The sequence below is a fragment of the Cupriavidus sp. GA3-3 genome (assembly GCF_000389805.1).
Lineage (GTDB): Bacteria > Pseudomonadota > Gammaproteobacteria > Burkholderiales > Burkholderiaceae > Cupriavidus > Cupriavidus necator_D.
Map to the genome: position 1 here is coordinate 55,720 of NZ_KB944469.1, position 21,369 is coordinate 77,088.

The following is a 21,369-nucleotide window of genomic DNA, read 5'->3' on the forward strand; positions in this document are numbered from 1 at the left end:
CGGCAAGGGTCTAGCACAACCCATACCAGCAAGGAGAGCGCCCGGCCACGCGGCAGCCGGGCGCCAGCCCCTGCGCCTGCTAGCGCGCCGGCTTGGTGGCCGCCGCGGGCGCTGCCTTGGCGGCCTTGGCCGGGGCCGCTGCTGCGGCTCCCTTCGGGCCAATGGCGAGGCCAGCGTCCTGCAGCTTCGCCACGGACTTCGGCCCGATGCCGCTGACGCGCTCGGCCAGGTCCGCGGCGTCCTTGTAGGGCCCACGCTTGTTGCGTTCGTCGATGATGTTGCGGGCGGTGGCGGCTCCCACGCCCTTGACCGAGGTCAGCGCCGCCTCGTCCGCCGTGTTGACATCGATGGCGGCATGCGCGGCACCGCCTGCGAACAGGCAGATGGTTGCAGCAAGGAATACCAGGGAAAAACGCCGGGCAAGTTGCCGGACCCAATGCTTGAACATGAAGGCTCTCCTTTCCTGTGGATGGTCTGAGGTACCACCCCCGCCGGGGCGGCGAGGTCAGGTCAGGATAGGGGCGGGCCGCAGCGGCGGCCCATGCGGCAACAAAAGTTGACACCGGCCGCACGAAAGCGTGTCGGCCGGCTGCGCGCCGATTGTCAGCCGGCGCGTTCGATCAGCCAGCGGCAGTAGCGCGCCACGCCTTCCTCGACGCTCAGGAACGGCTCGCTGTAGCCGGCGCTGCGCAGCTTCGACACATCCGACTGCGTAAAGCACTGGTACTTGCCGCGCAGCGCATCGGGGAACTTGACGTACTCGAGCAGGCCTTCCTGCACCAGTTCATCGAGCGACAGGCGCGGCTTGCCTTCGGCCTCGCGCAGGGTGTTGACCACGGTGGCGGCGATGTCGTTGAACGGCTGCGCGCGGCCGGTGCCGAGATTGAAGATGCCGGACTTGTCCGGATGGTCGAAGAAGTGCAGGTTGACCTTGACCACGTCCTCGACCGAGATAAAGTCGCGGCTCTGCATGCCGGGGGCATAGCCACCGTACTCGCCGAACAGCTTCACCGTGCCGTCGGCGCGGAACTGGTTGAAGTTGTGGAAGGCGACCGAGGCCATGCGGCCCTTGTGCGTTTCACGCGGGCCGTACACGTTGAAGTAGCGGAAGCCCACGATCTGCGACAGCGCCGACGGCAGCCGGCGCCGCACGATCTGGTCGAACAGGAACTTGGAGTAGCCGTACACGTTCAGCGGGCGCTCAAACTCGCGGTCTTCGCGGAACACCTGCGAAGCACCGTAGGTAGCCGCCGACGACGCATACAGGAACTGCGTGCCCTGTTCCAGGCAGCTCTCCATCAGCGACAGCGTGTAACGGTAGTTGTTCTCCATCATGTAACGGCCGTCGGTCTCCATGGTGTCGGAGCACGCGCCCTCATGGAATACCGCCCGCACCTTGCCGAACTCGCCGCGGGCAAAGCGCGCGAGGAAGTCCTGCTTGTCCAGGTAGTCGGAGATCTCGCAGTCGACCAGGTTGTGGAACTTGTCGGCACGGGTCAGGTTGTCGACAGCGATGACGTTGGTCTCGCCGCGGTCATTCAGGCCTTTGACGAGGTTGCTGCCGATAAAGCCAGCGGCGCCGGTGACGATGATGGTCATGGTCGGATCAGGATGGGGGCGCCACGCCTCACGGGGCGGCGCCGAACAATTCAGAATAAGAGACGACGGCGGTACCAAGCTTGCCCACCACGATGGCGCCGGCACGATTGGCATGCTGCACGGCTTCCTTGAGCGGCACGCCGGCACCCAGCATGGTGGCGAGCGTGGCGATCACGGTATCGCCCGCACCCGATACATCATAGACCTCGCGCGCCTGGGCGGAGACGTGCAGCACCTCGGCCTCGGTGTAGAGCGTCATGCCCTCTTCCGAGCGCGTCAGCAACAGCGCCTCCAGCTGCAGCCCGCGGCGCAGGTTCTGCGCGCGGATGGTCAGGTCGGCCTCGGTCTTCCAGGCGCCGACCACGGCACGCATCTCGGCCCGGTTGGGGGTGATCAGGGTGGCGCCGCGGTAGCGCGAGTAGTCGTCGCCCTTGGGATCGATCAGCACCTTGCGCCCGGCCGCGCGGCTGGCGTCGATCATGCGCGTGACGTGGGTCAGACCGCCTTTGCCGTAATCGGACAGCACCAGCACCTGGTAGTCGTTGATCAGGGCCAGGAAGCGGTCCTGTACCGCGGCCAGCACTTCATGCGCCGGCGCGCTCTCGAAATCCACGCGCAGCAACTGCTGCTGGTGCGCCACCACGCGCAGCTTGATGGTGGTGTTGAGCTTGGGATCGCGGTGCAGGTAGGGCTGCACATGGCTCTCGCCCAGCAGCGCTTCAAGCGTGCGGGCCGGCTCGTCGTCGCCGACCACGCCCAGCATGCCCACGCGTGCGCCCAGTGCCGCGGCATTGCGGGCCACGTTGGCGGCGCCGCCCAGGCGCTCGTCGCTGCGCTTGACCTGGACCACCGGCACCGGTGCTTCCGGCGAGATGCGCTCCACATCGCCGAACCAGTAGCGGTCCAGCATCATGTCGCCGACCACCAGGATATGGGACTGCCGGATCTGCTCCTGCGGAATGACGGTCTTGTTCATGAAGATCCTTGGCAATATCGCGCCGGCCGCGGCCGCCGCGTTAGCTTATCGGTTGATGAGTCCGTTGACCCGCCGGCGCCTCATTCGTTCACGGCCTGCCGGGTCGGGCGGCCGATGGCGTGGTACTCCACGCCGGTCTCGACCATGGCCTCAGGCTCATACAGGTTGCGCCCGTCGAAGACCACCGGGGCCTTCAGGCGCCGCTTGATCTGACCGAAGTCTGGGCTGCGGAACACCTTCCATTCAGTCACGATCACCAGCGCGTCGGCGCCGTCCAGCGCATCCATCTGGTTCTCGTGGAAACTCACGCGCGCGGCGCCGCCCGGCAGGTCGGCCAGGTCGGCATCCAGCACGCGCCGGGCTTCGGCCATCGACACCGGGTCGTGCATGCGCAGCGACGCGCCGCGCGACACCAGTTCGCGTGCCAGCACCCGCGACGGTGCCTCGCGCATGTCGTCGGTGTTGGGCTTGAAGGCCAGGCCCCACACCGCAAAGGTGCGGCCAGTCAGGTCATCGCCGAAGCGGCGCACGACCTTGTCGCCCAGCACGCGCTTCTGTGCGCCGTTGACCGATTCCACCGCTTCCAGCACGCGCATCGGCTTGCCATGGTCGGCGGCGGTGCGCATCAGCGCCTGCACGTCCTTGGGGAAGCATGAACCGCCATAGCCGGCGCCGGCATACAGGAAGCTGTAGCCGATGCGCGGGTCCGATCCGATGCCCATGCGCACCAGTTCGATATCGGCGCCGACCTCGTCGGCCAGGTTGGCCAGCTCGTTCATGAACGAGATGCGCGTGGCCAGCATCGAATTGGCGGCGTATTTGGTGAACTCGGCCGAGCGCACGTCCATGTAGAAGGTGCGCTCGTGGTGCCGGTTGAACGGCGCGTAAAGCTGGCGCATGGTGGCCTGCGCGTGGCGGCCGGCGACGTCGGCGTTGCAGCCCAGCACGATGCGGTCCGGGCGCATGAAGTCCTCGACCGCGGCGCCCTCCTTCAGGAACTCGGGGTTCGACACCACCGAGAACTGCAGGTCTTCCAGGCTGCGCGCGGCCAGCTCCGCGCGGATCGTGGCGGCCACGCGGTCGCCGGTGCCAACCGGCACGGTGGACTTGTCGACCACGACCTTGAAGCCGGTCATATGGCGGCCGATATTGCGCGCCGCCGCCAACACGTACTTCAGGTCGGCAGAGCCGTCTTCGTCCGGGGGCGTGCCCACGGCGATGAACTGCACGTCGGCGTGCTCGACGCTGGCCGCCACGTCGGTGGAAAAGGTCAGCCGCCCGGCGGCCCGGTTGCGCTGGATCAGCTCCTGCAGGCCCGGCTCGTAGATCGGCACCCCGCCTGCGTTAAGCAGCGCGATCTTCTGCTCGTCCAGGTCCAGGCAGAACACGTCGTTGCCAAGTTCCGCCAGGCAGGCGCCGGTGACAAGGCCGACATAGCCGCTGCCGATGATCGTGACTTTCATAGCGTCAATTCAATTCTGTTGCACAGGCCGCCCGGGATCAGCCGAGCGTCTCGGAACGCCGCGGGGCGTAGGTTTCCCAGCGGTTGCATCCCGGGCATTGCCAATAGAAAAGCCGGGCGCGGAAGCCGCACTCGCGGCAGGTGTAGCGCGCGAGGTTGCGCGTGCGCAGCTGCAGCAGGTCACGGATGGCGGTGGTTTCCTGCGCTTGCTCGCCGTTGCCGTCGGCGCCCTCGGCACCCTCTGCCGGGGCATCGGCACCCGCCGGCTGCGCGGACGGGGCGCCGGCCGTGACCACCGCCGCCTGCGCCTCGAAATACTTGGTCAGCGCCAGCAGCGTGGGCTGGCGGCGCAGCTGTTCGCGCATCAGGCGCGCGGCGGCTTCCGGGCCGTTTACTTCCAGCTCTGCCTTGTAGGCGGTATCGAGCACCTCCGGCGCCAGCTTGCCCTTGAGCAGGCCGCGCAGCCATTCCAGTGCGGCGCCCTCCTCCTGCAGGCTGGCGTAGGCCTTGACCACGCGGTCCGCCACCAGCGGCAGAAAGGATGCATCCTGCCGTTCGATGCCAAGCCAGTGGCCAAGCGCCGCGCGGGCATCGCCCGCCGCCGCGGCCACGTCGCCCAACAGGATCGGGGCACGCACGTTGGCAGGATTCTCGGCAACGGCCTGGTTCAGCCACTTCACCGCATCTTCGGGGCGCTTGCGCTGCAGCGCGTCCTGCGCCAGCTCGCAGCAGAACTGGGCAATCTGCAGGCTGTAGCTGGTCTGCTCCAGCGTCTGCAGCTCGCGCGCAGCCTCGATCGCCTTCTGCCACTCCTTTTCCACTTCATAGAGCTCAAGCAGCACGCGCTTGGCCGACGCCGCGTAGGGGCCCGACATCAGCCGGCGCAGCGATTCCTCGGCGCGGTCCAGCAGGCCGGCGCGCAGGAAGTCCTCGCCCAGTTCAAACAAGGCATGCTCACGCTCGGGCTCGGGCAGGTCGGGGCGGGTCGCCAGGTTCTGGTGCACGCGGATGGCACGCTCGGTTTCGCCGCGGCGGCGGAACAGCGCGCCCAGCGCGAAGTGCAGCTCGGTGGTTTCCGGGTCCAGCCGCGCGACCTCGATAAAGGCGTCGATGGCCTTGTCGGGTTGCTCGTTGAGCAGGAAGTTGAGGCCCTTGAAATACGAGCGCGGCAAGGCGCCCTGCTCGCTGATCAGCTGGCGCACATCGAAGCGCGCCGCCATCCAGCCAAGGCCAAAGACAAGTGGCAGCGCCAGCAGCCACCAGGTTTCAAACATCATGGATCAGACCTTCGGGCCGACTACGTTATAGGGAACAGGTTTGCCGTCGCGCGGCGCGGCGGCGGCTGCCGACGTTGGCGACGGCGGCGATGCCGCTGACGCGCTCGCCTGCGCGCCGGCATCGGCCAGGGCGCGGCGCAGCCGGGCAAGCTCCATGCGCTGGCGCATCAGGTTGGGCGCGATCGATGCCAGTGCCGCGACCGCGCCGAGCACGAAGGCCGCGAACAGGATCAGGATCAGCGGGGCATGCCAGACGGCGTTGAAGAACAGCTGCAGCGAGGCTTCGGCGGTATTGCGCAGCGCCAGCACGAACAGCAGCACGAATACGACGATGCGGACGATCCAGGCGAACAGTTTCATGCGGTTGGCAGCGTTTCAGCGTGACGTGGAAGCGGCACCGGCGCACTCGCGCGAGGTCCGGCAAAGACCCCGGCATTGTAACGGATACGCTTCACCTATTCGGTAACCGGGCCGTAATGCGGCCCGGGCTGCGGCCCGGCGCCAGACGCCGGCAAGCCGCTTGCGCACGATGCGCCACCCGTCTCGGTGCGCACGCAAGGCCGGCAGCAATAAAAAAAGCGCCCCTAAGGGGGCGCTTTTTTCAACCACACAAGCAGCAGGCAAAACCCGGCAATCAGGAAGAGCGGACAAAATTCAGCCCACCCTCGTGCAATCCCGCCGCTGCGGCGGGAGCGCTGCCCTGGCCTACCTTGCCCGGCACGGCCTGGGCCGTGCCGGCGGCATGACCGTTGCCATTGGCGCCCGGAGGCGCCGGCTGGCTGCGGTCAACCCGTTCGCGCAATTCCTTGCCCGCCTTGAAGTGCGGCACCCGTTTTTCGGGCACCAGCACACGCTCGCCGGACTTGGGATTGCGCCCCACGCGAGGCGGACGCTTGTTCAGACCAAAACTGCCGAATCCGCGAATCTCGATGCGGTGGCCATCGGCCAACGCCTCGGACATCGCGTCGAGTATCGTTTTGACCGAGATGTCCGCGTCCCGCAGCAGCAGCTGGGGGAAGCGGGCAGCCAGTTTTTCGACGAGCTCCGACTTGGTCATGGGCATACGCGCAAGCGCGGGGGCCTGCGATTACTGGTTGTCCTGGCCGAGCTTGGCCTTCAGCAGGGCGCCGAGGTTGGTCGTGCCAGCCGTGCCAGTGTCAGCCTGGAACTTCTGCATCGCTTCTTGCTGCTCTGCGCTGTCCTTGGCCTTGATCGACAGGTTGATGTTGCGCGACTTGCGGTCGACGTTCACCACCAGGGCGGTGATCTGCTCGCCTTCCTTCAGCACGTTGCGGGCGTCTTCCACGCGGTCAGCGGAGATTTCCGAAGCACGCAGGTAGCCTTCCACATCGTCAGCCAGCTGGACCACGGCGCCCTTGGCGTCAACCGCCTTGATGGTGCCCTGAACCAGCGAACCCTTGTCGTTGGCCGAGATGAAGTTGTTGAACGGATCGCCCGACAGCTGCTTGATGCCCAGCGAGATGCGTTCCTTGTCGACGTCGATGCCCAGAACCACGGCTTCGACTTCGTCGCCCTTCTTGTACTTGCGAACGGCTTCTTCGCCAGTCTCTTGCCACGACAGGTCCGACAGGTGCACCAGGCCGTCGATGCCGCCCGGCAGGCCGATGAACACGCCGAAGTCGGTGATCGACTTGATCTGGCCGGCCAGCTTGTCGCCCTTCTTGTGGTTACGCGAGAAATCGTCCCACGGATTGGCCTTGCACTGCTTCATGCCCAGGCTGATACGACGCTTGTCTTCGTCGATATCCAGCACCATGACTTCGACTTCGTCGCCCAGCTGGACAACCTTGGACGGGGCAACGTTCTTGTTGGTCCAGTCCATTTCCGACACGTGCACCAGGCCTTCGATGCCGGCTTCGATCTCGACGAACGCGCCGTAGTCGGTCAGGTTGGTCACCTTGCCGAACAGGCGGGTGCCTTGCGGGTAGCGACGCGAGATGCCGACCCACGGATCTTCGCCCAGCTGCTTCACGCCCAGCGAGACGCGGTTCTTTTCCTGGTCGAACTTGAGGATCTTGGCGGTGATTTCCTGGCCAACCGACAGCACTTCGCTCGGGTGGCGGACACGGCGCCAGGCCAGGTCGGTGATGTGCAGCAGGCCGTCAATGCCACCCAGATCCACGAACGCGCCGTAGTCGGTGATATTCTTGACGATACCGTTGACGATGGCGCCTTCCTTCAGGGTTTCCATCAGCTTCTGGCGCTCTTCGCCCAGGGTCGCTTCGACCACGGCGCGGCGCGACAGCACCACGTTGTTGCGCTTGCGATCCAGCTTGATGACCTTGAATTCCAGGGTCTTGCCTTCGTACGGGGTGGTGTCCTTGATCGGGCGCACGTCAACCAGCGAACCCGGCAGGAACGCGCGGATGCCGTTGACCATCACCGTCAGGCCGCCCTTGACCTTGCCGGTCACGGTACCCGAGATGATCTCGCCGTCTTCCAGCGCCTTCTCGAGGTTCAGCCACGATGCCAGGCGCTTGGCCTTGTCGCGGGAGAGGATGGTGTCGCCATAGCCGTTCTCGAGCGCATCGATGGCCACGGAGACGTAGTCGCCGGCCTGCACTTCGAGTTCGCCCTGGTCGTTCAGGAACTCCTCCACCGGCACGAATGCCTCGGACTTGAGGCCGGCATTGACGACCACGAAATTGTGGTCGATGCGCACGACTTCAGCGGAGATCACTTCGCCAGCCTTCATATTGGAGCGGGCGACGGATTCCTCGAACAGTGCGGCAAAGGATTCGTTAGTTTGCAGGTCGGACATAAACGTAAGGTGAAATCCGCAATACGCTGGCCGGCGCGACTATCGCGCTCAGTCTGCCAGTGCAGCGGGGTCAGGTTTGACACAAGCCAGCCACAAGTCTTGCCCGGGCTGGCGCCATCTGGTGCCGTCGGGGTACGCCGCTTCTACTGATGCGCCCGCATGCATCTCATGCATCGGGCCGCACAGCGGCAAACCACTCCAGCACCTGCGCCACTGCCTGGTCCACCGTCATATCGGAGGTATCCAGCAGCTTTGCATCCTCGGCGGGACGAAGCGGCGCGGCGGTGCGGGTGCGATCCCGTACATCGCGCGCTTCAAGGTCACGCAAAAGGTCTTCAATATTAGCAGAAATTCCCTTATCAATCAATTGTTTATAGCGCCTGCGAGCGCGCGCCTCAACACTTGCGGTCAGGAACACCTTGAGCGGCGCATCCGGGAAGATCACGGTGCCCATGTCGCGGCCGTCGGCGACCAGCCCGGGCAGCTTGCGGAAGCTGCGCTGCAGCTGGGTCAGCGCATCGCGCACCGGCTGGTGCACGGCGATGGCCGAGGCCCGGTTGCCGATCGCCTCGGCACGGATTGCCAGGCTGACTTCCTCGCCTTGCAGCCAGACGCGGTCAGGGCCGAACTTCACATCGAGGCGGGAAGCGATCTTTGCAAGCGCGTCCACGTCCGCCAGGTCAATCCCGGCGCGGTCGCTGGCCAGCGCCACGAGCCGGTACAGGGCGCCGCTGTCGAGCAGGTGAAAGCCCACGGCGTCCGCAACCTTGTGCGCGACAGTGCCCTTGCCCGAGGCAGTCGGCCCGTCAATGGCGATGACGTTGACGATAGTCATTGTTTATAAAGCCAAAAGAAACGATTGATTGTGAATTCAATTGAGAATCATTATTATTTGATTCATGGCGCTTGACCGCAGCCGCGGCACGGTGCCCTTCCCGTCCCAGTCGCGAGGCAATCTAACATGGCAAAAACCCTGACGTTCGGCATCATGCACCTCGGCATCGCGTTCAGCGTGACGTATGCGCTGACCGGCAGCCTCGCCATCAGCGGTGCCATCACCTTCATCGAGCCGGCCGTCAATACCGTGGCCCACTACTTCTTCGACCGCTACTGGGAGAAGCGCGAGCGCCGCCAAGCCGGGACTGCCCGCAATCATGCCCCGGCGCAGCGCAACCACGCCAACCTGGCCGGCGCCTAGCCGGTCACGCCCGCAAACACGCTGAAGTAATCCGGGAACGTCTTCGCCACACAGCCCGGATCATTGATCCGCACCGGCAGCGGCCCGAAGGCTGCCAGCGAGAAGCACATCGCCATGCGATGGTCATCATAGGTGCCAATGCCGTCGGCCGGAGTCTGCCACGGCTGCGGCGGCGTCACACGCAGGTAGTCTGCCCCCTCTTCCACGACTGCGCCGAGCTTGCGCAGTTCCGTCGCCATCGCCGCGATACGGTCCGTTTCCTTGACGCGCCAGCTGGCGATATTGGTCAGCGTGGTCGTGCCTTCGGCAAACAGTGCTGCCACCGCCAGCGTCATCGCCGCATCGGGGATATGGTTGCAGTCCAGTTCGATGCCGTGCAGGCGCCCGTCGTCGCGTTCCGTGCCGCGCACTTCGATCCAGTTGTCACCTGCCATCACATTGGCGCCCATGCGGTTGAGCGCCTCGGCGAAGCGCACATCGCCCTGGATGCTGGCCATGCCCACGCCTTCCACCCGGACCGGGCCACCGCCGATCGCGCCGGCCGCCAGGAAGTAGGAAGCGGACGACGCATCGCCCTCGACAAAGATCTCGCCCGGCGAGCGGTAAGCTGCGCCGGCCGGCAGCACGAAGCGTTCCCAGCCCTGCCGCTCGATCTCGATGCCGAAGCGCGCCAGCAGGTTCAGCGTGATCTCGATATACGGCTTGGAGATCAGCTCGCCCACCACCTCGATCTCGATGCGGCCGCTGTCGGATTGCGCCATCGGCAGGCTCATCAGCAGCGCGGTCAGGAACTGGCTCGACACATCGCCGCGCACGCGGATCGGCGCATCGATGCGAATGCCGGCCGGCTGGATATGCAACGGCGGAAAGCCTTCATTGCCAAGGTAGTCGATCACGGCGCCCACCTGGCGCAGGCCGTCGACCAGGTCGCCGATTGGCCGCTCATGCATGCGCGGCACGCCCGACAGCTTGTAGTTGCCGCCCTGCAGCGCAAGCGCGGCAGTCAGCGGGCGGATCGCGGTGCCGGCATTGCCCATGAACAGTTCGGCCGACTTGTTCGGAAAATTGCCCCCGGCGCCGGTGACGATGTAGTCGTCGCCCTCCTGCCGCCACGCCACGCCGAGTGTGCGCAACGCTTGCAGCATCACGCGGGTGTCGTCGGAATCGAGCAGGTCGCGCACGCGGGTTTCGCCCGTGGCCAGTGCGGCCAGCAGCAGCACGCGGTTGGAGATGCTCTTCGAGCCCGGCAGCCGGACGGTGCCGTTGGCGCGGGTCAGGGGGCCTAGCGTCAGGTGTTCCATGGTTTTCGTAGGCGCCGGGGCGCCGCGGTCAGGCGATTGGTTCAGGGTTCGGTATGGTTGCCCGCGGCACGCTCTGCGCCCCAGGTCAGCCGGGTCTTGCTGGCGCGCGCGAAGATGCGTTCGAGCGCGTCGCCGTCGCCCTTCTCGATCTGCGTCTTCAGGTGCGCCAGCACCGACTGGTAGGTATTCAGCTCACGCAGCAGCGCGTCGCGGTTGGCCACGCAGATGTCGCGCCACATCTCGGGCGACGAGGCCGCGATGCGCGTGAAATCGCGGAAACCGCCGCCGGCGAAGCCCAGCTTCAGCGCGGCATCTTCCGCATTGGCGACCTGCGCCACCAGCGCGTACGACAGCACGTGCGGCAGGTGGCTGACCGCGGCAAACACCGCGTCGTGCTGCACTGCCGACATCACATGGCATTCTGCGCCGGCGCTTTCCCACATGGCGCGCACCGCGGCGACATCGGCGCGCGAGTTTTCCTGCAGCGGGCACAGCACGGTCTTCTTGCCGAGGTACAGGTCCGGCAGCGCCGCCTCCACGCCGTTGAGCTCGCGCCCGGCGATCGGGTGTGCCGGCACGAACTGCGCGACCTTGTCGCCGAGCGCCGTCTTGGCCGCCATGATCACGTCTGACTTGGTGCTGCCGGCATCGGTGACGATGGTGCCCGGCTGCAGGTGCGGCTCCAGCGCGTGCAGCAGCGCAAAGTTCTGCGCCACCGGCGCGCACAGCACGATCACGCTGGCGCCGCGCGCGGCATCCGCCAGCGTCGCGGCCTCGTCGATCACGCCAAGGTCCAGCGCCTTCTGCAGCGACGCCGGCGAGCGCCCCACCCCGACCACCGTGCCCACCACGCCGGCGCGCTTGAGCGCCAGCGCGAGCGAGCCGCCGATCAGGCCGACACCGACAATGACAACACGGGAAAAATGCAATGCACTCACAATCTCAGGCCGCTAGGGGCAGTGGCTCGGACCAGGCCGAGGTAAATCGATGATTGGCAACGAGGCAGGCAAGCAGCCTGCAGCGAAACGCCGCGATTGTAGCCGCGCTCACGCCAGCGCCCGCTCCAGCGCCGCGATGAAGGCCGCGTTCTCCTCGGCCAGGCCGATGGTCACGCGCAGCCAGCGCGGCAGGTTGTAGTTGCCCACCGGCCGCACGATCACGCCCTGCTTCAGCAACGCCAGGTTGACGCGCGCGCCGGCGCCGTCGTCATCGCCCACGCGCACCATCACGAAGTTGCCGGAAGACGGCACGTATTCCAGCCCGAGCCGGTCGAAGGCATCGGTCAGCTGGCGCTTGCCGGCACGGTTCAGCTCGGCGCTGCGGCGCAGGAACCCGGCATCGCCCAGCGCGGCGATGGCCGCGGCCTGCGCCACGCTGTTGACGTTGAACGGCTGGCGGATGCGGTTCAGCAGGTCCGACAGCTCCGGCTGCGCCACCGCGTAGCCGATGCGCAGGCCCGCCAGGCCATAGGCCTTGGAGAACGTGCGCGACACCATCAGGTTCGGGTAGCGGCGCACCCAGGCGAGCGAATCGTATTGCTGGTCGGCATCCAGGTATTCGTTGTACGCCTCGTCCAGCACCACCACCACATTGGCCGGCACCCGCTGCAGGAAGGCTTCGATCTGCGCGGCCGGCACGAACGTGCCGGTCGGGTTGTTCGGGTTGGCGATAAAGACCAGGCGCGTATCGGGCGCGATCGCCGCGGCCATCGCCTCCAGGTCATGGCCGTAGTCGCGCGCGGGCACTTCGATGGCGCGTGCGCCGATCTCCTGCGTGGCCAGCGCGTAGACCGCGAACGAGTACTCGGCATAGACGATCGACTGACCCGGCTCCACCAGCGCATGCGCGGCCAGCTCCAGGATGTCGTTGCTGCCATTGCCCAGCGTCAGCCAGTCGGCGGGCACGCCGAAGCGCGCCGACAGCTCGCCCTTCAACGCAAAGCCGTTGGAATCCGGGTAGCGGCCGAGTTCAGCCACCGCATCGGCCACCGCGCGGCGGGCCGACTCGGGCATGCCGAGCGGATTCTCATTGGAGGCGAGCTTGACGATGCCGGCCTCGTCCAGGCCGAACTCGCGCGCGACTTCCGAAATCGGCTTGCCGGCCACGTACGGCGAAATCGCCCGCACATAGCCGGGTCCGAACACCGTGCCGCCTTGCTTACCCTGCTCTGCCATCTCGTCTCCTTGTTCTTGCCTGGCTGCCTTACTTGCTCGACGGATACGAGCCCAGCACCTTCAGGTAAGCCGCGTTGCGCCGCAGCTCTTCGATGGCGCGCGCCACTGCCGGCTCATGCTGGTGCCCTTCCACATCGACGTAGAAGTAGTACTCCCACGCGCCGCTGCGCGCCGGGCGCGACTCGAAGCGGCACATCGACACACCGTTCTCCGCCAGCGGCGCCAGCAGCTGGTACACCGCGCCGGCCTTGTTAGGTACCGACAGGATCATCGAGGTCTGGTCGCTGCCCGACGGCTCGGTCTCATAGCGGCCAATCACGGCAAAGCGCGTGCGATTGTGCGGATCGTCCTGGATATGCGTGCGCACGATATGCAGGTGATAGCGGTTGGCGGCGGACTCGCCGGCAATCGCGGCCACGGTCGGGTCTTCGCTGGCCATGCGCGCGGCCTCGGCATTGCTCGACACCGCCTGGCGCTCCAGGTGCGGATAGTTGGCGGTCAGCCAGTGCTGGCACTGCGCCAGTGCCTGCGCATGCGCGCGCACCACCGTGACGCCCTGCATGTCGGGCGTGGATGCCATCAGGTTGTGGTGCACCTTGAGCGCGATCTCGCCGCTGATCTTCAGCGAGGTCTGCAGGAACAGGTCGAGCGTGCGCGACACCGCGCCCTCGGTGGAGTTCTCGACCGGCACCACGCCGTACTCGACCGTGCCCGCCTCGACGGCACGGAACACCTCGTCGATGCTCGGGCAAGGCACGCCCGACACCTCATGGCCGAAGTGCGCATACAGCGCCTGCTCGGAGAACGTGCCGGCCGGGCCGAGGAAAGCCACTTCCAGCGGCTTTTCCAGCCCGCGGCAGGCGGACATCACCTCGCGCCAGATCGCCGCAACGCTTTCGCCCAGCAGCGGGCCGGGGTTGGCGCCCTGCACCTTGCGGATCACCTGCAGCTCGCGCTCCGGGCGGAACACCGGCGCACCGTACTTCTTCTTGACCTCACCGACCTCGAGTGCCAGTTTGGCGCGGCGGTTCAGCATCGCCAGCAGTTCGCGGTCAACGGTGTCGATCTGCTCGCGCAGCGGGCTCAGCTCGACCGACAGCTTGCGCTCGGCTTCGCTCAGGTGGCTGTCGTTCTGCTGCTCGTTGGGCGGCGTCTCCTCGCGCGCGGGGGTGCGGTCTTGGCTTGTCATTTTGTATGAATCCGGTGGGCCGCCGGGGCGCGGCGGCCGGAGAAAAACTGACCTCTGCCTGCCGGCGCACTGTGCCTGAGGTGCGCGGGCAGCCAGCGGGAATGCGCGTCAGGCGGACGTACGCTCGAACTCGCGCATGAAATCGACCAGCGCCATCACGCCTTCCAGCGGCATCGCGTTATAGATGCTGGCGCGCATGCCGCCAACGGTCTTGTGTCCCTTGAGTTGCACCAGGCCGTTGGCCCGCGCCTGTTGCAGGAACACTTCATTGCGCGATTCGTCGCCCAGGAAGAACGGCACGTTCATGCGCGAGCGGCAGCTCGGATGGATCTCGTTGCGATAGAAATCGCTCTGGTCCAGGTAGTTGTACAGCGCCGACGCCTTGGCGATATTGCGCTGCTCGATCGCGGGCACGCCGCCCTGGCGCTTGAGCCACTTGAAGACCAGGCCGGCGATATAGATCGCATAGGTCGGCGGCGTGTTGTACATCGAGTTGTGCTCGGCCACCAGGCGCCAGTTGAATGCCGACGGGCACAGCGGGTGGGCATGGCCGATCAGGTCGTCGCGCACGATCACGATGGTGACGCCGGCCGGGCCGATATTCTTCTGCGCGCCGCCGTAGACCACCTGCACGCGCGACCAGTCGATCGGGCGCGACAGGATATGGCTGGAAGCATCCGCCACCACCACGCGGTCGCCCTTGACCTGGCCGATATCGGGAATGTCCTGAAACTCCACGCCGACGATGGTCTCGTTGGTGCACAGGTGCACGTAGCCGGCATCGTCCGACAGCTTCCAGTCAGCAATGTCGGGGATGCGGTGGAATTTCTCCGCCTCGCTGGTGGCCGCGATATTGACCGCGCCATAGCGGCGGGCTTCCTGCTCGGTCTTGACCGACCAGGTGCCGGTGACGACGAAATCGGCCTTGGGCTGCTCGGCGCTGCGCAGCCGCATCAGGTTCAGCGGCACGATGGCGTTTTCGCCAATGGCGCCACCTTGCAGGAACAGCACCTTGAAATTGGCGGGGATGTGCAGCAACTCGCGCAGGTCAGCGATCGCTTCGTTATGGATGCTTTCGAATTCGCGGCTGCGGTGGCTCATTTCCATCACCGAAACCCCGGTCCCGTGCCAGGACAGCATCTCCTCGGCAGCCTGCTGCAGCACTTCGGCGGGCAGCGCCGCCGGGCCAGGGGAGAAGTTGTAGACACGTTCGGCTAATGCACGCTGCATCATGCCGGCAAGAGCGGGATTCTGGGGATCGTTCATGAGACGGGGAATGGAAAAATGGCTGCCGGTGTTACCCAAGCAGCCATTATCCCTCAAACCCGCGCCCCGTTGGGCACCCGGGGCCAGGCCCCGGGGCCGCACTTGCCTGCAAGGCTGCAGGCGGACGGCGGTCTGATTCAGTGGCGGATCACGCCAGCATCACTTCGAAGCGGCGGTGATTTCCTTCTCTGCGGCGTCGCGCATCGACTTGCCGACCTGCGGGCCGTACTTCTGCATCATCGAACCCCAGATCTCCTGGGTCGCCTTGCCCTGGTTGGCCATGAACTTCTGGCCGGTCGGCGACTTCAGGAAGGTGGTCAGGTCCTTGAGTTCCGCCGTCGAGTAGTACTTGCCGAAGGCATCGTAGTGCGCCTGGATCGCGTCCTTGCGGAAGCCATCGGTGCTGAAGGCCGAGCCGGCGCCGTCAACCATGCGCTGGACCGCGCCGTTCTTCTTCAGCTTTTCGACAGCGGCCTGCTTCTGCTTGTCGTTCAGGGTCTTGTTCTCGACCAGCACTTGTTCCAGCACCAGCGGAGCTTCCTGCTTGGCGCCTTGCTGCCAGTTTTCGGCCTGGCCCTTGACAGCCTGGTCTGCCTGCATGACGGAAAGCAGTTCCTTGATGGCTGCTGTCTTTTCCGCATCCTGCGCATGGGCGTGCTGCGCCATCATGAAGGTCGGAACGAAAGCGGCCAGAACTGCGATACGTCGATAGGTTTTGAGCATTGTGACTCCCTGGTAAATACGTCCGTTTTAGTCCGGACAGCCGCGACGCGAGTTCCGGCGGGCGTCCTATTGTTGCAACAATTTACGATTTGTCTTACGGATTAGCGTCCAAGTCGGCCCCGGCAGCACCTTCTGCACCGTCGGCGTCTTCAGCCTCGTCGCCACCGGCACCGTTATCGGCATCGCTTTCGACGATGCGCTGCAGCCCGGACAACTTGGTGCCTTCGTCAACGTTGATCAGCGTGACACCCTGCGTGGCGCGGCCCATTTCGCGGATTTCAGCCACGCGGGTACGGATCAGCACGCCACCGGTGGTGATCAGCATGATCTCATCCTCGGGCGAAACCAGTGCTGCCGCCACCACACGGCCATTGCGCTCGCTCGTCTGGATCGCAATCATGCCCTTGGTGCCGCGACCGTGTCGAGTGTACTCAGCAATGGGGGTGCGCTTGCCGTAGCCGTTCTCGGTCGCGGTCAGCACGCTGCCGCGCATGCCCGCCTCAGCCTCTTCGGCGGTCTCGGCCGGCGCCACCAGCATGGCGATCACGGTCTGGCCGTCTTCCAGGTTCATGCCGCGCACGCCGCGCGCCTGGCGGCCCATCGGACGCACGTCGTTCTCGTCGAAGCGCACGGCCTTGCCGGCATCGGAGAACAGCATCACATCGTGCTGGCCGTCGGTCACGGCCGCGCCGATCAGGTAGTCGCCCTCGTCCAGGTCGACCGCGATGATGCCGGCCTTGCGCGGATTGGAGAACTCGGTCAGCGCGGTCTTCTTGACCGTGCCGCGGGCGGTGGCCATAAAGATGAAGTGCTCGGCGTCAAACTGCTTGACCGGCAGGATCACATTGATCTTCTCGCCTTCGGACAGCGGGAACATGTTGACGATCGGGCGCCCGCGCGAGTTGCGCGAGCCCTGCGGCACCTCATACACCTTCAGCCAGTAGAGCCGGCCGCGGTTGGAGAAGCACAGGATGTAGTCGTGGGTATTGGCCACGAACAGCGTGTCAATCCAGTCGTCTTCCTTGGTCGCTGCCGCCTGCTTGCCGCGTCCGCCACGCTTTTGCGCGCGGTACTCGGAAATCGGCTGGCTCTTCATATAGCCGCTGTGCGACAGCGTGACCACCATGTCCTGCGGGGTGATCAGGTCTTCGGTGTCCAGCTCGGTCGCGTTCAGCTCGATCTGCGAACGGCGCTCATCGCCGAATTCGGCGCGGATAGCGGTGAGTTCGTCGACGATGATTGCAGTAATACGCTCCGGCCGCGCCAGGATATCCAGCAGGTCGGTGATTACCGCCATGATGTCGCGATATTCCTGGACGATCTTGTCCTGTTCGAGCCCGGTGAGGCGTTGCAGGCGCATTTGCAGGATTTCCTGCGCCTGGCCATCCGACAGGCGGTACAGGCCGTCTGCCTGCATGCCGAACACCGGCGGCAGCCCGTCCGGACGATAGGAGGCGCGGCCGCCCGGGGTCTCGCCTTCGGCGCGCGCAAGCATTTCGCGGACCAGGGCCGAATCCCATGCCTTCGCCATCAGTTCCTGCTTGGCGATCGGCGGAGTCGGTGCGGCCTTGATGATGGCGATGAATTCGTCGATGTTGGCCAGCGCGACGGCCAGGCCTTCCAGCACGTGGCCGCGCTCGCGCGCCTTGCGCAGCTCGAATACCGTGCGGCGGGTGACGACTTCTCGCCGGTGCGCCAGGAAGTACTCCAGCATCTGGCGCAGGTTCAGCAGGCGCGGCTGGCGGTCGACCAGCGCCACCATGTTCATGCCGAAGGTGTCCTGCAGCTGGGTGTTCTTATATAGGTTGTTGAGAACAACCTCGGGCACCTCGTTGCGCTTGAGCTCGATCACCACGCGCATGCCGGACTTGTCCGACTCGTCGCGGATGTCGGAAATGCCCTCGATCTTCTTTTCAGTGACCAGTTCGGCGATGCGTTCGAGCAAGGTGCGCTTGTTGACCTGGTAGGGCAGCTCGTCGACGATGATCGCCTGGCGCTGGCCGCGGTCGATGTCCTCGAAGTGCGTCTTGGCCCGCATCACCACGCGGCCGCGGCCGGTGCGATAGCCTTCGCGAACGCCCTGGATGCCATAGATAATCCCGGCGGTCGGAAAATCAGGCGCCGGAATCAATTCAATCAGTTCATCCACCGTCGCCTGCGGGTTGCGCAGCAGGTGCAGACAGCCATCGACGATTTCATTCAGGTTATGCGGCGGGATATTGGTGGCCATGCCCACCGCAATACCGGACGAACCGTTGATTAGCAGATTGGGAATACGCGCCGGCAGGATCGAAGGCTCTTTTTCAGAGCCGTCGTAGTTGCTGTCGAAATCGACGGTTTCCTTGTCGATGTCGAACAGCATCTCGTGGGCGATTTTCGCCAGGCGGATTTCGGTATAACGCATGGCCGCGGCGTTATCGCCGTCGACCGAACCGAAATTACCCTGGCCGTCGACCAGCATGTAGCGCAGCGAGAAGTCCTGCGCCATGCGGACGATGGTGTCGTAGACTGCGGTATCGCCGTGCGGGTGATACTTACCGATCACATCACCGACGATACGGGCCGACTTCTTGTAGGGTCGGTTCCAGTCGTTGTTAAGCTCGTGCATCGCAAACAGCACGCGCCGGTGCACCGGTTTCAGGCCGTCCCGCACATCAGGAAGCGCCCGGCCCACGATCACGCTCATGGCGTAATCGAGATAGGAGCGGCGCATTTCCTCTTCGAGGGAGACCGGAAGGGTTTCTTTTGCGAATGGATCCATTGCGGCGTGGTTTATGCGGCAGGTTTAAGCGAATGACAGGCCCTTTAGCGCGCGGCACAGTGGGCGCCTGACGGCTGGGCAACGTGTCATTCTAACATGCCGCCACCCCCCGCCTGCCGCTCTCCGGACAGCCCTTGCGCACACCTCCCGAGGCCCTCGCTGAAACCCGGAATCCCTGATGCCACAAGGCTTTGCGGGCGACACAAGACCTATGTTGCACAAACACCACAGGCCCAAAACCCATGCGGCGAATCGAATATATTTACTTCTTAGGAAACGACCCTTGTGGCACAATTCCCCAGCGAAGAGCCAGACATTGTTCGAAGTGGAGCATCCACCACATCGAGAATGTTATACTCCGAAGAATGTATGACTTGTTTTCGTCCATTTGCTCGCAGTAACCCTGCGGTGATCTCATCCTGAGAGGAGAAATATGAAAAAATTTGCCAAGCTCGCGCTCGTTGCAGCTACCGCAGTAATGGCTGCATCCGCTCAAGCTCAGTCCGTCCCTTATGAAAAGAAGGCAGTGAACGACAACTGGGGCAACGGTACGAGCGAGTACGTGTGGAAGAATGGCACGAACGAGCTCTGCTGGCGCGACAGCTCCTGGACCCCGGCCACCGCCAACGCGCTGTGCGACGGCGCCCTGGCCCCGGCCGCACCGGCACCGGCACCGGCTCCGGTGGCTCCTCCGGTCGTCTCGAGCGAGAAGGTCACTTTCGCTGCTGACACCCTGTTCGACTTCGACAAGGCTGTCCTGAAGCCGGAAGGCAAGGCCAAGCTGGACGACCTGGTCTCGAAGCTGCAAGGCATCACCCTGGAAGTCATCATCGCCGTTGGCCACACCGACTCGTTCGGTTCGGACAAGTACAACGATCGCCTGTCGATCCGTCGTGCTGAATCGGTCAAGGCTTACCTGGTGAGCAAGGGCGTTGAAGCCAACCGCGTCTACACCGAAGGCAAGGGCAAGCGCCAGCTGAAGGTCGATCCGAAGTCGTGCAAGGGCAACCGCAAGTCCCAGATCGCCTGCCAGCAGCCGAACCGCCGCGTGGAAGTCGAAGTGGTCGGCACCCGCAGCGCACGTTAATCGGATTCTTTCCGACGACGAAAGGCCCAGCGCAAGCTGGGCTTTTTTTTTGGTACAGTTGCCCGGACTGTCCCTCTCTTCCCTTCACACCGCCGGCGCGGCTAGTGCCGCCGGCCCCGCATACGATGACGTTGCAATCGCAAACCCTTTCCGCAGCCGGCGCCGCCAATCAGGACCTGCCGCGCGGCAATGCCGATCCGAAGGAAATCGACAAGTTCAGCGAACTGGCCCACCGCTGGTGGGACCCGGAAAGCGAGTTCAAGCCGCTGCATGAGCTGAACCCGCTGCGCCTGCGCTGGATCGACGGCATCGCCGGTCTGGCCGGCAAGCGCGTGGTCGACGTGGGTTGCGGCGGCGGCATCCTGTCCGAAAGCATGGCACGCCTGGGCGCCACGGTGCGCGGTATCGATCTCTCGACCAAGGCACTGAAGGTAGCGGACCTGCACAGCCTGGAGACCGGGGTTGCCGTGACCTATGAAGAGATCGCCGCAGAAGCGCTGGCCGCACGTGAACCGGCCAGCGTCGATGTGGTGACCTGCATGGAGATGCTGGAGCACGTGCCGGATCCGGCGTCGATCGTGCAAGCCTGTGCCACGCTGGTCAAGCCCGGCGGCTATGTGTTCTTCTCGACCATCAACCGCAACCTGAAGGCCTACCTGCTGGCCATCGTCGGCGCGGAATATGTGCTCAACATGCTGCCGCGCGGCACGCACGACTACGACAAGTTCATCACGCCGTCCGAGCTCGCGCGCTTTGCCCGCCAGGCCAGGCTGGACCTGGTGGAAATGCGCGGCATGACCTACAACCCGCTGTCGCAGGTGTATGCGCTGGGCAGCGACACCGATGTGAACTACATGATGGCGTTCCGCCGGGTGGCAGCATGAGCGCCGGCATCGCAGGGGTCTTCTTCGACCTGGACGGCACGCTGGCAGATACCGCGCCGGACCTGGCGGCGGCGGCCAACCGGCTGGTCGTCGAGCGCGGCCAGGCGCCGGTGGCCTATGAAAAACTGCGTCCCGTCGCCTCGCACGGCGCGCGTGGACTGCTGGGTGCAGCCTTCGGCCTGCGTCCGGAGGATGCAGAGTTCCCGGCGCTGCGCGATGTCTTCCTGGACTACTACGAGGCCGACATCGCGGTGCACACGCGCCTGTTCGACGGCATGCCGCAAGTGCTGGCCGCGCTCGAGGCAGCGGGCATCCCGTGGGGCATCGTCACCAACAAGATCGCCCGCTTCACCGTGCCGTTGGTCGCCGCGATCGGCCTGGCCCCGCGCGCCAGCGCGGTCGTCAGCGGCGACACCACGCCCCACGCCAAGCCGCACCCCGCCCCGCTGCTGCATGCCGCGGCAAGCGCCGGCGTCGACCCGCGCCAGTGCGTCTATGTGGGCGATGACCTGCGCGACATCCAGGCCGGCAAGGCCGCCGGCATGATCACCGTCACAGCCGCCTATGGCTATTGCGGCGACGCCGAGCCGCCCGAGACCTGGGGCGCCGACCACCTGATCCGCCACCCGGCCGAGCTGATCCCGCTGCTGTTGCCCGCCGTGGTCGCCTGATTGTGTCGCAGGGGTATCC

The 21,369-nt window shown here is 65.3% G+C and carries 20 protein-coding genes; 4 read left to right on the forward strand and 16 right to left on the reverse strand.

Annotated features, from left to right (window positions below; translation table 11 throughout):
• Positions 1-79: 79 nt before the first annotated feature.
• The 9 genes from C265_RS08435 to cmk all read right to left on the reverse strand — a co-directional run bounded on the left by C265_RS08435 (position 80) and on the right by cmk (position 8,931).
• On the reverse strand, positions 80-448 hold the full coding sequence (locus C265_RS08435) for a helix-hairpin-helix domain-containing protein (RefSeq protein WP_010812947.1): 369 nt from the start codon (positions 446-448) through the stop codon (positions 80-82).
• A gap of 155 nt (positions 449-603) precedes the next feature.
• Positions 604-1,599: an ADP-glyceromanno-heptose 6-epimerase gene (gene rfaD / locus C265_RS08440; protein WP_010812948.1), complete on the reverse strand. Its 996-nt coding sequence runs from the start codon at positions 1,597-1,599 to the stop codon at positions 604-606.
• 28 nt (positions 1,600-1,627) lie between these two features.
• Positions 1,628-2,575 (reverse strand): D-glycero-beta-D-manno-heptose-7-phosphate kinase, encoded by a 948-nt coding sequence (rfaE1, locus tag C265_RS08445; RefSeq protein ID WP_010812949.1) that lies wholly within the window; start codon positions 2,573-2,575, stop codon positions 1,628-1,630.
• Between the two features lie 80 nt (positions 2,576-2,655).
• Entirely contained in the window at positions 2,656-4,038 is a 1,383-nt protein-coding gene (locus C265_RS08450; protein WP_010812950.1) for a UDP-glucose/GDP-mannose dehydrogenase family protein, read from the reverse strand.
• 37 nt (positions 4,039-4,075) lie between these two features.
• Positions 4,076-5,314, reverse strand: coding sequence for a lipopolysaccharide assembly protein LapB (gene lapB / locus C265_RS08455; protein ID WP_010812951.1), 1,239 nt, complete (start codon positions 5,312-5,314; stop codon positions 4,076-4,078).
• A 3-nt stretch (positions 5,315-5,317) separates the two neighbouring features.
• Positions 5,318-5,674, reverse strand: coding sequence for a lipopolysaccharide assembly LapA domain-containing protein (locus C265_RS08460; RefSeq protein ID WP_010812952.1), 357 nt, complete (start codon positions 5,672-5,674; stop codon positions 5,318-5,320).
• Between the two features lie 274 nt (positions 5,675-5,948).
• On the reverse strand, positions 5,949-6,371 hold the full coding sequence (locus tag C265_RS08465; protein WP_010812953.1) for an integration host factor subunit beta: 423 nt from the start codon (positions 6,369-6,371) through the stop codon (positions 5,949-5,951).
• A gap of 30 nt (positions 6,372-6,401) precedes the next feature.
• Positions 6,402-8,096 (reverse strand): 30S ribosomal protein S1, encoded by a 1,695-nt coding sequence (gene rpsA, locus C265_RS08470; protein ID WP_010812954.1) that lies wholly within the window; start codon positions 8,094-8,096, stop codon positions 6,402-6,404.
• A gap of 166 nt (positions 8,097-8,262) precedes the next feature.
• Positions 8,263-8,931 carry a (d)CMP kinase gene (gene cmk, locus C265_RS08475; protein WP_010812955.1) on the reverse strand — a complete coding sequence of 223 codons (669 nt, stop codon included), beginning with the start codon at positions 8,929-8,931 and terminating at the stop codon, positions 8,263-8,265.
• 126 nt (positions 8,932-9,057) lie between these two features.
• Here cmk and C265_RS08480 point away from each other — a divergent pair, with 126 nt between their 5' ends.
• Positions 9,058-9,294 (forward strand): DUF2061 domain-containing protein, encoded by a 237-nt coding sequence (locus tag C265_RS08480; protein ID WP_010812956.1) that lies wholly within the window; start codon positions 9,058-9,060, stop codon positions 9,292-9,294.
• Here the strand turns inward: C265_RS08480 and aroA are convergent.
• From aroA to gyrA, 7 genes are all read right to left on the reverse strand, one after another.
• Positions 9,291-10,595 (reverse strand): 3-phosphoshikimate 1-carboxyvinyltransferase, encoded by a 1,305-nt coding sequence (gene aroA, locus C265_RS08485; RefSeq protein WP_010812957.1) that lies wholly within the window; start codon positions 10,593-10,595, stop codon positions 9,291-9,293. The two genes, C265_RS08480 and aroA, sit on opposite strands and share 4 nt — an antisense overlap.
• 41 nt (positions 10,596-10,636) lie before the next feature.
• Positions 10,637-11,533, reverse strand: coding sequence for a prephenate dehydrogenase/arogenate dehydrogenase family protein (locus tag C265_RS08490; protein WP_099045599.1), 897 nt, complete (start codon positions 11,531-11,533; stop codon positions 10,637-10,639).
• 108 nt (positions 11,534-11,641) lie between these two features.
• Positions 11,642-12,769: a histidinol-phosphate transaminase gene (gene hisC, locus C265_RS08495; protein ID WP_010812959.1), complete on the reverse strand. Its 1,128-nt coding sequence runs from the start codon at positions 12,767-12,769 to the stop codon at positions 11,642-11,644.
• Positions 12,770-12,797: 28 nt separating this feature from the next.
• Entirely contained in the window at positions 12,798-13,958 is a 1,161-nt protein-coding gene (pheA, locus tag C265_RS08500) for a prephenate dehydratase (protein ID WP_010812960.1), read from the reverse strand.
• 108 nt (positions 13,959-14,066) lie between these two features.
• Positions 14,067-15,224 (reverse strand): 3-phosphoserine/phosphohydroxythreonine transaminase, encoded by a 1,158-nt coding sequence (gene serC, locus C265_RS08505; protein ID WP_051398460.1) that lies wholly within the window; start codon positions 15,222-15,224, stop codon positions 14,067-14,069.
• Positions 15,225-15,383: 159 nt separating this feature from the next.
• Positions 15,384-15,947, reverse strand: coding sequence for a DUF2059 domain-containing protein (locus C265_RS08510; RefSeq protein WP_010812962.1), 564 nt, complete (start codon positions 15,945-15,947; stop codon positions 15,384-15,386).
• 94 nt (positions 15,948-16,041) lie between these two features.
• Positions 16,042-18,708: a DNA gyrase subunit A gene (gene gyrA, locus C265_RS08515; protein WP_011614697.1), complete on the reverse strand. Its 2,667-nt coding sequence runs from the start codon at positions 18,706-18,708 to the stop codon at positions 16,042-16,044.
• 433 nt (positions 18,709-19,141) lie between these two features.
• Between gyrA and ompA the strand changes: the two genes are divergently transcribed.
• The 3 genes from ompA to gph all read left to right on the forward strand — a co-directional run bounded on the left by ompA (position 19,142) and on the right by gph (position 21,350).
• The gene (gene ompA / locus C265_RS08520) at positions 19,142-19,795 is read left to right on the forward strand and encodes an outer membrane protein OmpA (RefSeq protein ID WP_010812964.1); all 654 of its coding nucleotides are present in this window, start codon (positions 19,142-19,144) and stop codon (positions 19,793-19,795) included.
• A 125-nt stretch (positions 19,796-19,920) separates the two neighbouring features.
• On the forward strand, positions 19,921-20,679 hold the full coding sequence (gene ubiG / locus C265_RS08525; RefSeq protein WP_010812965.1) for a bifunctional 2-polyprenyl-6-hydroxyphenol methylase/3-demethylubiquinol 3-O-methyltransferase UbiG: 759 nt from the start codon (positions 19,921-19,923) through the stop codon (positions 20,677-20,679).
• On the forward strand, positions 20,676-21,350 hold the full coding sequence (gene gph / locus C265_RS08530) for a phosphoglycolate phosphatase (RefSeq protein WP_010812966.1): 675 nt from the start codon (positions 20,676-20,678) through the stop codon (positions 21,348-21,350). The genes ubiG and gph overlap by 4 nt, the downstream gene beginning before the upstream one ends.
• The last annotated feature ends 19 nt before the right edge of the window (positions 21,351-21,369 follow it).